The organism is Lysinibacillus sp. G4S2 (genome assembly GCF_030348505.1).
GTDB lineage: Bacteria > Bacillota > Bacilli > Bacillales_A > Planococcaceae > Lysinibacillus.
In genome coordinates this window covers 436,225-448,249 of sequence record NZ_JAUCFJ010000002.1, presented here as the reverse complement: position 1 = coordinate 448,249, position 12,025 = coordinate 436,225, and the positions used below count along the sequence as shown (strand labels likewise).

Genomic DNA, 12,025 nt, shown 5'->3' with positions numbered 1-12,025 from the left:
CTCGACTTCTCCCCAAACTGCTAATTATATTGTGAATTTAAGTAAACGATAATACTAGGTAAAACTTTTCGAGTTAGGGAATTGTCTAGATCCACAAAGAGAATAACAACGGGTACAATTTGGGTTTTTATTGTTCCGAAGGCTTCCTCCACTTTTCTAATTATTCCGCTAAGTTTTCTGTCAATTGTTTTTCTTTCCACACAAATGTAATACCGATGCCAATGACCATAATAACAGCAGAGAAAAGATAAGGATAGTGGACGTTTACGTCAAATAGTACTCCACCTAACATTGGCCCAATGATATTACCTAAGCTCGTATAGGTTGAGTTCATTCCAGCAATAAATCCTTGATCTTTACCGGCAGCTTTTGATAAATACGTCGTCAATGCCGGACGAAGCAAGTCAAATGCGAGGAAGATAAGGCAAGTTACCACCAACACTGCCCAAAATCCAGAGATCACGGTGGACGCAACCGCCAATATTGCACCTGCAATTAAACATAATTGGATCAATTTCTTTTCACCGAGTTTATCTACCATTTTTCCAAACATAAATATTTGTACAATAACACCGAAGATTGCGCTTATCGTAATAATGGTTGCGATGTCCTTCGGTGTGAAGCCGAATTTATGATCAGAAAATAGACTAAAAACAGTTTCATATGCAGACAAGCCGAAAGCTAGTACAAATACAATGATAAATGGAATGAAATAAAGCGGACTAAGTGATTTTTTTAAATCGTTTATAAAGTTTGTTTGTTTTGTTTTAGCAGAAATTTCTGCAAGCTGTTCCTTTGTAAGCGGCTCTTTTAAAATAAATATTGATAAAATGCACGCTACAAAGGCAATAGCTGCCGCAAAGAAGAAGGGCATGCGTATACCGTATTCTGCAATAAAGCCTCCAAAGCCAGGTCCTATAATAAAGCCAGTACTAATGGCGGCAGAAACATACCCCATCGCTTTTGGTCGTTCCTGAACTGATGTAATATCTGCAACATATGCAGTAACACCTGGTATAATAAAGGCGGCACTAATTCCCCCTAACATTCTCGATAAATAAAGCACCGATACATGCGTGCCTAAACCAAAGATAAGTTCTGAAATACCAAAAAGGAATAAACCGATTGTGATGATGTTCTTCCTGCCATAACGGTCAACCCAACGACCTGCGAGTGGTGACATAAGTAGTTGTGCCATCGCAAATACGGCAATAAGATAACCCATCGTTTTTCCTGATAATTGCATGCTATTCATAAATGACGGCATAACTGGAATGACAAGACCAATTCCAAGAAAAGCAATGAATACATTGCTTAGAAGTATAATTAATATCGACTGTTCTTTAATTGTTTTCTTCATGTATCAACATCTCTTTCTATAAGAATCATTGATGTGAAATATCTCTAACTGTCTATGAGGCTTCTAACTTTTTACATAGAATGGGTTCCAAATTAATTTGTGTTTTGTACAAATAAACGTTTCAATTGTTTACGGAATCGGATAATAGCTACAATTATAATAACACCAAAAACAATCTCCCAGACATGTTGTCCCATCATACTAATGACAGAATGCATTTTATCACCTAACCAGTAACCACCAATTAAGAAGAACGATACCCAAAACAGAGCACCTGAATAAATTATTATTGCAAAACGGCGAAATGATAAATTGATTATTCCTACAAAGTATCCAGTAAAATGACGTACGCCTGGAATGAAAAACCCAATAAAAAGCAGGAAATATCCATATTTATCAAACCACATTTTCGTTAAATCGATTTTCCTCTGTGTTAAAAATACATACTTTCCATACTTTTGTATAAACGGCATACCTAGTTTATTACCTAGAAAATACTGAATCGTCATCCCAACACTTGTCCCAATAAACGATAGTATAATTAATATCGGTAAGTTTAAATCTCCCGTATGTACTAAATACCCTGCATAAACTAATGTTGGCTCCCCTGGAAATGGAAAAGCGATATATTCTAACAGCAAACCAACTAATACAACATAGTATCCATACTGTTGAAATAATTCATAAATCCATTCCATGTCATCTCTCCAAAGGTTAGTTTTTTCATCGTAGATCTCCCAATTTCTTATCAATCATATTTGGTGTTTCCCGTTCATCACGCTTGAAATCTGAAATAGAAACTTCAATATCTAAACGCTTTTGCAATCCTACTAATAAAGATTTGTACCTGAAAGAATGAAAGATGCTTTCTTCAAATAACTGTACATCTAGGTTTTCTTTGGCTCTTCACCATAACGTGTGGTTGATTTCCGTTCCGACTGGGCGCTTTGTTGCTGACGCTTCGCTTTCGCACAGAAAACATTTGTTGCTGACGCTTCGCTTTCGCACAGAAAACATTTGTAGCTGTCGCTTTGCTTTCGCTACAGAAAACATTTGTAGCTGTCGCTTTGCTTTCGCTACAGAAAACATTTGTTGTTGCTGTCGCTACGCTTTCGCACAGATAAAACAATTGTCGCTGCCGCTTCGCTTTCGCGCAGATAAAACATATGTCGCTGCCGCTTCGCTTTCGCGCAGATAAAACATATGTCGCTGCCGCTTCGCTTTCGCGCAGATAAAACATATGTCGCTGCCGCTTCGCTTTCGCGCAGATAAAACATATGCTGCCGCTTCGCTTTCGTACAGAGCAAAGCTTCCAAGGGGCGTCCGATGAGCCGCTTAGGCCTACACGATGTAGGTCACGAAGGCGTTATCACAGGACGTGATGCTCTTAGCCTTCGTTCCTCTACTTGCTCGCTCCAGGGTCTCATCTGTGACGCTAATCCCCAAGGAGTCGCCCAGCCGTAACGAAGATCAAATACATCAAAAATGTCATCCACAAATTTTGGTGATGAGCCTTTTCTTTTACAATATCGTTTTCAGAGACGATTAGGAGTGACCGAGATCAATCTTTTTAAGCTTTCCATCTCTGAGGAATAATGTTATACGAACAAAAATTTCAAGCTGCAGAAATAAACTTTTACTATGTAGAACTGCACACTGTTTAAATATTTCTCATCCTATTTTTCAAATTTTAATTCCATCTGTAATTACTCCATAGCTTCTTGTGTTAATATTTTTAACATTTTTTCAAATTGTTCTATTTCCTCTGCGGTACATCTTTTTTTCAAATTTGTAATCATATTATTAATATAATTATCATTCAGACAGTAATAATCCATAAATTTATCTGTTACTTGAAGGTAATATACACGTTTATCTTTTTCGTCATTGAATTTTGTAAGATATCCTTTTTTTATCAATTTATTGATTCTATACGTGGCATTCGGCTGTGATATATTAAAAAACTCTGCAAGCTCGCTATAGGTAGGGTTTTTTAAGAAATATACAACTTCAAGGGATGCCATTTCTACAGCACTTATATTTTCAATCTCTACTGTTTGGTTGTGAGATGCATTTTTATAAAAATTCACAGCAAGTTTCATATACAAATCTTCAAAGAGTTCATTCAACACACTTTTTCTCCTTTCTGCAATAAACTTAAAATTTTTTAATTAAAATATTTTAAGTTTATACTAAATCAAATAATCTTCATTGTCAAATACTATAAAAAAACAGGCGTGTTGATTAGGAAAAAATAGGTTTATTATTGATCGATGAAAGGGTTTTTCTTGTTGCTATTTAGTATCGAGCCCCAAAACAGAATCGCTAAAGCTACTTTCGTTCGTTTTATAGGAATACTTTGAAGATTTATCGAAACTAAATCGCTCTTTATCGAAACTATTTGAGCTTTTATCGAAACAAAATCTTATTTTATCGAAACTATTTGGGCTTTTATCGAAACAAAATCTTATTTTATCGAAACTATTTGGGCTTTTATCGAAAAACAAGCTCTTTCTATCAAAGAAATCAACATCATGGTGGATAAAAATGGTTAATCAACACACCTGATAAAAAAACTAATTAAATACTGTAAAAACCGAGGTTCAGGTAATGAGATCAGGTTAGCGAGTAGCCTGTAGCGGAAATCTATATTAAAATCAATGTTTGTGAACAACTTTAATCAAAATAAGTAATTAAATTTCATTTTAAAATCAAAATAAAACAACTTAGCCTCCTCTCCTTAGAAAGGGGGCCAAGTTGTTTTTTATTTGACATTCGTTTCTTGGTATTCATGTGTTTAAATGGTTACTCTTCAAACGGCCATTTTGGTAGCATATTTGCTAATGGCTTATCTTGGCGTTTTCCTAATACATAGTCAGCCTGCATAATTGTATGAATTTCACGTGTACCTTCATAGATGACCGGTGCTTTCGAGTTACGTAAATAACGTGCGACTGGGTATTCATCCGAGTAACCATATGCCCCGTGAATTTGTACAGCATCATCCGCAGCCTTATTGGCAAAATCACAAGCCTGCCACTTTGCTAATGATGTCTCACGCGTATTGCGCACACCTTTGTTTTTTAACTCACCAACACGATATACAAGCAAGCGACTCATTTGATAGCCCGCTTCCATTTTGGCAATCATTTGCCCTACTAGCTGATGCTCACCAATAGGTTTTCCAAATGTTTCGCGTTCATGACAGTATTTCACGCTCGCCTCGATACATGCTTGAATGAGACCTACAGCACCAGCTGCTACTGTAAAACGGCCATTATCTAGCGCAGACATTGCAATTTTAAAACCTTCTCCTTCTTCTCCTAGACGATTCTCTACAGGTATACGTAGATCTTCAAAAAAGAGCTCACCAGTATTACCAGCACGAATACCATATTTTCCTTTAATGGCCTTCGATGTAAAGCCCGCCATGGAACGCTCTACGATAAAGGCGCTAATACCATGATGTTTCTTCGATTTATTAGTGTAGGCAAAGACGATAAAGTGGTCAGCTATATCACATAAAGAAATCCATGTTTTCTGCCCATTTAATACGTAAAAATCTCCATCCCTTACGGCGGTGGTAGACATTGCGGCTACATCTGATCCCGCTCCAGGCTCCGTTAAACCAAACGCTCCAATCCGGATCCCCTTCGCCTGTGGAACAAGGTATTGCTGTTTTTGGGCCTCAGTCCCCCATTGCATTAAGGTCATACTATTCAAGCCTGTATGAACTGAAACAGCTGTGCGAAACGCTGTATCTCCACGTTCAAGTTCTTCACAGACGATAGCAAGCGCATTGTAATCCATGCCACTGCCACCGTAATTTTCTGGTACACAGACACCCATTAAGCCAAGCTCAGCAAGTCTTGACCAAATCTTCGGATCGAAGCCACCTTCAGCATCCCACTTCGCAATATGTGGAATGATTTCATCCTCCACAAACTGCCGTACTGTTTTCCGTAGCATTTCCTGCTCAGTGGAAAATTCGAAATTCATGACCACGCACCTACCATTTCACGATCATTGCAGATTTATGAGATGTTTCCTTAATGACAACACCACGTTTTGCCATCTCTTCAATATAAGTATCGCCCGGTACAACTGATTCAGGCGCAAATACACCGCGCTCTGTAATTTTATCTTCACCAATCATTTGTGCAACGACTGAAATTGTATTTGCTGTTGCACGAGCCATAGCTGTTTCATTAATCGTCATATCTTTACGCACAACCATTTCGTATTCATAAGTCACTTGTTGTTGTGCTTTTTCACCCGCTACAATAACACGCAGTAGCACTGCATCTGGTTTTGTACCAAGCTCAAGCTTCTTTTTAAGTGCCTCACGAACTACTGCACGCACAGGAACTTCCTGTTCTTCTACCTCTACCTTATTACTAGCATCAAGGAAGCCTAAATCTGCTAATAGCTTAAATTTCTCTGCATGTCCCTTATAACGAATTGTTTTATATTCTAATGTGCGGACATTTGGGAATGTCTTATACAATGTCGATATACCGCCAGATGTATAAAATGCCTCAAGCACACCAAAACCATCGAAATAAATAGGTTCAACACCTGATAATGATGGAACTTCTTGTAGTTTTCCTTTTTGAATCGTCTTTGATGGCTCTGTATAATGATCAAAGACACCATCTAAAGAAAACACTCGTGTATAGTGAAGAGGTGGCTTCGGCTCTGTAGGAATACCGCCTACAAAAAGTTTAATAGATTCTACCTCATCTAATTTCGAAGCACCATAACCTGCTAATATATTGACCATACCTGGGGCAACACCCAAATCTGGAATAATCGTTACACCTTTTGCTTTCGCCTCTTCGTTGAGATCTAATATTTTTTCCGTTACACCACCAATATGACCACCTAAATCTACGGAATGAACACCAGCCTCAATTGCCGCCCTTGCTACACGCTCATTAAAGGAATAAAATAATGCATTAACGACTACATCACCTTTTGAGATAACCGCCATCAGCGAGTCATCGCGCTCAGCATGAACCTCCACAACCTCAACCTTATCAGTATTTAACGTGTCCACAAAATCTTGCGCTATTTTTACGTCTATATCCCCTAAAAATACACGCTCTACTTTGCTATTTTTTATTAAATCACGAGCTACCTCTTTCCCCATCAAACCTGCACCTAATACAACAACTTTCATCAAGAACATCCCCTTTCATTGATCTGTTACTCTGTATCGATTTGTGCTCTTTGTAATTTACCGCTATAGTCTACATAAATACTTTTCCATTCTGTATAGACATCCAAAGCAGCTACACCTGAATCACGGTGACCATTCCCCGTACCCTTTGTACCACCGAATGGTAAATGGATTTCAGCACCCGTTGTGCCTGCATTCACATAAACAATACCTGTGTCTAAATCTCGTTGCGCGCGGAAAATCGTATTAACATTTTGTGAGAAAATTGAACTTGATAAGCCAAATTTTACGCCATTGTTTACTTCGATTGCTTCATCCAAACTTGCTACTTCAATTAGAGAAACGACCGGGCCAAAGATTTCTTCCTGTGCAATAATCATGTCAGGCTTCACATTGGTAAATAGTGTAGGCTCATAATAAAACCCTTTATCATAAGGAGGCTCAGATAAAATTCTACCTCCAGCTAATAATGTAGCCCCTTCCTGTTTGCCGATTTGCACATAGTGATTAATTTTTTCCAATGCGGCTTTATTAATCACAGGTCCGATTTTCACATCTTCATCTAGCCCATCTCCAATTGTCAGCTTTTGCATTTCGTCTAATAGACGTTTTTCTAATTCCTCTCTTACATCTTTATGCACAATAACCCGACTACATGCTGTACATCTTTGACCAGCAGTGCCAAATGCACTCCATAATATCCCTTCAGTAGCTAGCTGTAAATCGGCATCATCCATAACGATGACTGCATTTTTTCCACCCATCTCTAATGAAATCTTTTTCAGGTGTTTACCACCTAGCTCCGCCACTTTACTACCCGTTGTTGTAGAGCCGGTAAATGAAATGACCTTAACATCTGGATGTTCAATTAAAGCTGTTCCAACTGTTGGACCTGTACCAAAGACAATATTTGCTACTCCTTCTGGTAAGCCAACCTCTTCAAAAATTTTGCCCATTTCATACGCCATCATTGGTGTCTCATTAGACGGCTTCCAAATGAACGTATTGCCAGCAACAATTGCAGGGAACGACTTCCAAGTGGCAATGGCTACAGGGAAATTCCACGGAGTTATTAAACCTACAACTCCAATCGGTGCCCGTACACTCATGGCAAATTTATTAGCTAGCTCAGAAGGTGTTGTCTCCCCAAATAACCGTCGCCCTTCACCAGCCATATAATAAGCCATGTCTATCCCTTCCTGTACCTCACCTCTAGCTTCTTCAATAACCTTTCCCATCTCTTTTGTTAAAACGGTCGCCAAATGTTCCTTCTTCTCTTTCATTTTTTGACCGATGGCATATAAATAGTCAGCACGTTTAGGCGCAGGTACTAATGCCCAGTTTCTTTGTGCTTGTTTGGCAACCGCTACCGCTTCATCTACCTCACTTGCCGTAGAACGCGGTATGACAGCTAGCTGCTCTCCATTTGCAGGGTTGGTCACTGCTATACTTTGTAAATGTGAATGTGTTACCCATTCACCACCGATATAGTTTTTGATTTCCACTACAAACACCCCCTGAAATTTCTATGATGCCTCTGCCCCGTTGTTACCAGTCACATTGCCTGCAGACAGATATCATCTATTACTCTATCTATACAGAGAATCAATTATACCTCGGCATAATTGTGCCAGATTTGTTTTTGCTTTTGCACAAAGAACTCCCTTCCAAATCCGCCAGAGTAAATATGTCAAAATTCCGAATTTTCAACAAATGACAATCTGCAGGGCATGCTTTCGGTTTAACAACGTCGATGACAATCGCCAGAGACTTTATTTTCTTTTAGCTAAACACGGATGTAGGGTCACTGATGGAAGTCTTTTGTGAGCATTGGAGAAACAATCACAAAAATCTTTAGCTAAATAAAAAATACACATTCTAGTTTTTTATATTCGACATTTCCTAGCTTATTCCCTTTTTTTCTAAATTAAATAATTATACATTGAAACTAATGTGAATTATAATCGTATATATAACAAAATTACTTTTTTGGAGGAATCCTATTATGAATAATCATGAAATTGACTACAAATTATATGGCGATGATATGCAATACGTACAAGTTGAGCTTGATCCACAGGAAACAGTGGTAGCTGAAGCTGGAGCTTTAATGATGTTGGACGATTCTATCCATATGGAAACCATCTTTGGTGACGGTTCAAATGGAAGCCAAGATAGTGGTCTTATGGGGAAATTATTTGGAGCTGGAAAACGCCTAATTACAGGTGAAAGCTTATTTATGACAACATTTACGAACGTTGGTTCAGGTAAACGTCATGTGTATTTTGCTGCTCCATACCCTGGTAAGATTATTCCAATGGATTTAAGTCAATTAAACGGAAAAATCATTTGTCAAAAAGATGCATTTTTAGCTGCCGCAAAAGGAGTTTCTGTTGGTGTAGAATTCCAGAAGAAAATCGGTGTAGGGTTCTTCGGTGGTGAAGGCTTTATTATGCAAAAGCTTGAAGGAGATGGCATGGCTTTTGTACATGCAGGTGGAGCAATTCACGAAAAGACTCTACAACCTGGTGAAGTATTACGTGTTGATACAGGTTGCTTAGTTGCTATGACATCCGATGTAGATTACAATATCGAAATGGTTGGTGGCGTAAAAACTGCATTGTTCGGTGGTGAAGGTATCTTCTTCGCTACATTAAAAGGTCCAGGTAAAGTTTGGATTCAATCATTACCATTTAGCCGTTTAGCAAGCCGTGTCTTCGCTGCAGCACCAATTTCTCAAGGCGGTGGCGGTCAATCTAGAGGTGAAGGCGGTATCGGCGGTTTATTTGATATGTTTAATAAATAATAGACGCATTTCTACTATTGTTCATAACAAAAGGAGCTCATCTAGTTACGATGTGCTCCTTTTCTTATAGATGAATAAAACAATGGATTTCCACTACGGACAATCGTTTCCCTCACGCTTCGTGGCAAAAAGGCACCTCCATCTGTTATTCAGTGTGATTAATCAATTCGATTCGACGGAGCCTTGCCCTGCCCATATGCAATAAGAGCATTGACATTCAGCATCAGCATAGCAGTTCTAGTTTGAAGCGATGCACTACCGATATGTGGAAGTGCTATAACATTTGGCAACGTTAATAATGGATGATCCAGCGCAATGGGTTCATGTTCAAATACATCTAGACCTGCTGCCCACAGCTTACCACTTTTCAAAGTTTCATAAAGTGCGTCCTCCTCGATAATGCCACCACGCGATGCGTTGATTAACACCGCGTCATCCTTCATTATAGCAAGTTCCTCTGCTCCTATAAGACCTACCGTATCATTATTATAAGGTGTCATAATAACAACAAAATCCGATTGCTTTAAAAGTTCCTCTAACGATACATACTGAAATCCATACATTTCTTCTGCCTCATGGCGACGTCTACGATTGTTATATAAAATTTTCATATCGAAACCTTTTGCTCGTCTTGCAACAGCCTGGCCAATACGCCCCATGCCAATAATTCCTATAGTAGCTCCTGAAACATCTTTACCTACTAATTGCATTGGATACCAGCTTTTCCATTTACCCTCACGTAAATATCGTTCGCTTTCTGGTATTCTACGAGCAGTCGCAAGCAATAATCCCATGACAAAATCAGCAGTTGTATTTGTTAAAACTCCTGGCGTATTTGTGGCCATTATTCCGCGCTTACGCAAAGCATTAATATCAATATTATTAAATCCAACTGCTAAATTGGTCACGAGTTTTAAATTGGGTGCGTGTAATAATAACTCTTCATCGACTTGGTCAGCAAGCGTTACCCACAGTACTTCACAATCTGCGGCAGCTGCCAATAGTTTTTCCCGCGGTATAACAATTTCCTCCTCCTCCCATTGTTCGATATCATAATACTCTTTTAACGGCTCAACTATATGCGTCGGGAACTTACGCGTAATAAATAATTTCTTTTTCATATTCCGAACACCCCTCTAATTAATTCGCCTATAGCGTAACACTTAGCAAGCGCATTTTCTAGGAATTTCTTATCTTTCCATGTGTGATTCTATCCCTCTACAAGCTTCATCCGTCTATTTGTTGTTTTATCCTTCTAATAAGCGACTTTATCCTATTTATAAAAAAAAATAAAAACTAGGCTAATCGCCATAACGTGAGGTTGAGTGCCGTTCCGACTGGCGGCGTCCGATGAGCCGCTTCGTGGATCGTTGAACAATATGTGGGATAAACAAAAAAGCCACTCTTTCTTTGATAGAAGAGTGACTTTCTAATTTACATAAAAATAATGAACGCTAGTACAGCAGCTAGTACTAAACGATAAATAGCAAATGGCTTTAATTTCACTTTTGAAACAAGTGCTACAAAGAATTTAATAGAAAGTAATGCAAAAATAAATGAACTGATGAAGCCTACTACATAGAAGCTAAAATAATCCATAGATAGCGTATCCCAGTTTTTCAGTACAGATACTAAACTAGCACCTGCCATAATTGGTACTGCCATAATGAAAGTAAAATCAGCGGCCACACGGTAACTCATACCACATAGTACACCACCAGATATTGTTGCACCTGAACGAGAGAATCCTGGCCAAAGTGATAAACATTGTACTAAACCTACTTTAAATGCTAAACCATAAGAAATCTTATCTAGCGAATCCACTTTTGGTTTTTTCGGTGCAAATTTATCTGCAATAAGCATTAAAATTGCCCCAGCTATTAAAGCATAAATAACATGCTCTACTTTAAATAAATGATCATCGATAAAATCTTTAAATGCAAAACCTAATACAGTTGCTGGTAACATACCCACAATAACATGCATTAAGTTGAAGCGATTTTTCATCGAAGTAGATTGTCCTTCGATTTTATATAGCCCCACTAAGCTCAACATTCGTTTCCACATTACAACGACTACGGCTAATATAGAACCTAGTTGAACAACAATTTTAAATGTATTGGCGGGATACATCCCTAAAAACTCCTCTGTCTTTAGCCACATATCGTCCACAATAATCATATGACCTGTCGATGACACTGGTGCAAACTCTGTCAACCCTTCGACCATACCTAAAATTAACGCCTTTAATAACTCTATGATATCCACATCTTCACCTTACCTTTTATTAATTAAATATCCACATATAATAAAATACTCTTTTTCATGTACATTGGCTATAGTCTTCAGCTGTGAGTAGACAACATTTACTCAAAAAATATAATTATAGCTGTTTAACATCAAACGGTCTAAACACTAGCCTTTGCCCCATCATCATAACGTGTGGTTGATTCCCGTTCCGACTAGGCGCTTTGTTGTTGCTGTCGCTTCGCTTTCGCACAGTCAAAACCTTGTTGCTGTCGCTTCGCTTTCGCACAGTCAAAACCTTGTTGCTGTCGCTTCGCTTTCGCACAGAGCAAAGCTTCCTGGGGGCCCCCAAGGAGTCACCCAGTCTCCACCCCAATTAACAATATTCCCACAACTTTTGGTGATGAGCATAACTACTACCGCCTTTATT

The 12,025-nt window shown here is 38.6% G+C and carries 11 protein-coding genes and 1 pseudogene; 1 reads left to right on the top strand and 11 read right to left on the bottom strand.

The annotated features are described in order from the left end of the window. Positions 1 to 160: 160 nt before the first annotated feature. The 9 genes and pseudogenes from QUF91_RS02545 to QUF91_RS02505 form a co-directional block, all read right to left on the bottom strand. Positions 161 to 1,360, bottom strand: coding sequence for an MFS transporter (locus tag QUF91_RS02545; protein WP_285397391.1), 1,200 nt, complete (start codon positions 1,358 to 1,360; stop codon positions 161 to 163). A gap of 92 nt (positions 1,361 to 1,452) precedes the next feature. Further along, the gene (locus tag QUF91_RS02540) at positions 1,453 to 2,058 is read right to left on the bottom strand and encodes a DedA family protein (RefSeq protein ID WP_285397390.1); all 606 of its coding nucleotides are present in this window, start codon (positions 2,056 to 2,058) and stop codon (positions 1,453 to 1,455) included. 25 nt (positions 2,059 to 2,083) lie between these two features. Then, a pseudogene (gene dltC / locus QUF91_RS02535) lies at positions 2,084 to 2,260 on the bottom strand (D-alanine--poly(phosphoribitol) ligase subunit 2); the annotation flags it as partial. Positions 2,261 to 2,266: 6 nt separating this feature from the next. After that, positions 2,267 to 2,449, bottom strand: a complete 183-nt coding sequence (locus QUF91_RS02530) for a hypothetical protein (RefSeq protein ID WP_289416736.1) — start codon at positions 2,447 to 2,449, stop codon at positions 2,267 to 2,269. Continuing rightward, entirely contained in the window at positions 2,437 to 2,667 is a 231-nt protein-coding gene (locus QUF91_RS02525; protein ID WP_289416735.1) for a hypothetical protein, read from the bottom strand. The genes QUF91_RS02530 and QUF91_RS02525 overlap by 13 nt, the downstream gene beginning before the upstream one ends. Before the next feature lie 399 nt (positions 2,668 to 3,066). Continuing rightward, positions 3,067 to 3,489 carry a MarR family transcriptional regulator gene (locus tag QUF91_RS02520; protein WP_289416734.1) on the bottom strand — a complete coding sequence of 141 codons (423 nt, stop codon included), beginning with the start codon at positions 3,487 to 3,489 and terminating at the stop codon, positions 3,067 to 3,069. A gap of 676 nt (positions 3,490 to 4,165) precedes the next feature. Next, complete coding sequence (locus QUF91_RS02515; RefSeq protein WP_289416733.1) at positions 4,166 to 5,359, bottom strand: acyl-CoA dehydrogenase family protein; 1,194 nt, start codon at positions 5,357 to 5,359, stop codon at positions 4,166 to 4,168. A gap of 10 nt (positions 5,360 to 5,369) precedes the next feature. Then, positions 5,370 to 6,542 carry a saccharopine dehydrogenase family protein gene (locus tag QUF91_RS02510; protein ID WP_285397387.1) on the bottom strand — a complete coding sequence of 391 codons (1,173 nt, stop codon included), beginning with the start codon at positions 6,540 to 6,542 and terminating at the stop codon, positions 5,370 to 5,372. Between the two features lie 26 nt (positions 6,543 to 6,568). After that, entirely contained in the window at positions 6,569 to 8,047 is a 1,479-nt protein-coding gene (locus QUF91_RS02505; protein WP_285397386.1) for an aldehyde dehydrogenase family protein, read from the bottom strand. A gap of 500 nt (positions 8,048 to 8,547) precedes the next feature. On the opposite strand from QUF91_RS02505, the gene QUF91_RS02500 reads away from it, so the two are divergent. Further along, positions 8,548 to 9,348 (top strand): TIGR00266 family protein, encoded by an 801-nt coding sequence (locus QUF91_RS02500; RefSeq protein ID WP_285397385.1) that lies wholly within the window; start codon positions 8,548 to 8,550, stop codon positions 9,346 to 9,348. A 158-nt stretch (positions 9,349 to 9,506) separates the two neighbouring features. On the opposite strand, the gene QUF91_RS02495 is transcribed toward QUF91_RS02500, so the two are convergent. Beyond that, positions 9,507 to 10,469: a 2-hydroxyacid dehydrogenase gene (locus QUF91_RS02495; RefSeq protein WP_285397384.1), complete on the bottom strand. Its 963-nt coding sequence runs from the start codon at positions 10,467 to 10,469 to the stop codon at positions 9,507 to 9,509. A 313-nt stretch (positions 10,470 to 10,782) separates the two neighbouring features. Further along, positions 10,783 to 11,616 (bottom strand): undecaprenyl-diphosphate phosphatase, encoded by an 834-nt coding sequence (locus QUF91_RS02490; RefSeq protein ID WP_285397382.1) that lies wholly within the window; start codon positions 11,614 to 11,616, stop codon positions 10,783 to 10,785. Between the last annotated feature and the right edge of the window lie 409 nt (positions 11,617 to 12,025).

Coding starts and splice junctions, on each gene's coding strand:
- QUF91_RS02495 (WP_285397384.1), bottom strand. CDS start 10,469: ATGAAAAAGAAATTATTTATTACGCGTAAGTTCCCGACGCATATAGTT.
- QUF91_RS02510 (WP_285397387.1), bottom strand. CDS start 6,542: ATGAAAGTTGTTGTATTAGGTGCAGGTTTGATGGGGAAAGAGGTAGCT.
- QUF91_RS02540 (WP_285397390.1), bottom strand. CDS start 2,058: ATGGAATGGATTTATGAATTATTTCAACAGTATGGATACTATGTTGTA.
- QUF91_RS02500 (WP_285397385.1), top strand. CDS start 8,548: ATGAATAATCATGAAATTGACTACAAATTATATGGCGATGATATGCAA.
- QUF91_RS02515 (WP_289416733.1), bottom strand. CDS start 5,359: ATGAATTTCGAATTTTCCACTGAGCAGGAAATGCTACGGAAAACAGTA.
- QUF91_RS02530 (WP_289416736.1), bottom strand. CDS start 2,449: ATGTTTTCTGTAGCGAAAGCAAAGCGACAGCTACAAATGTTTTCTGTA.
- QUF91_RS02545 (WP_285397391.1), bottom strand. CDS start 1,360: ATGAAGAAAACAATTAAAGAACAGTCGATATTAATTATACTTCTAAGC.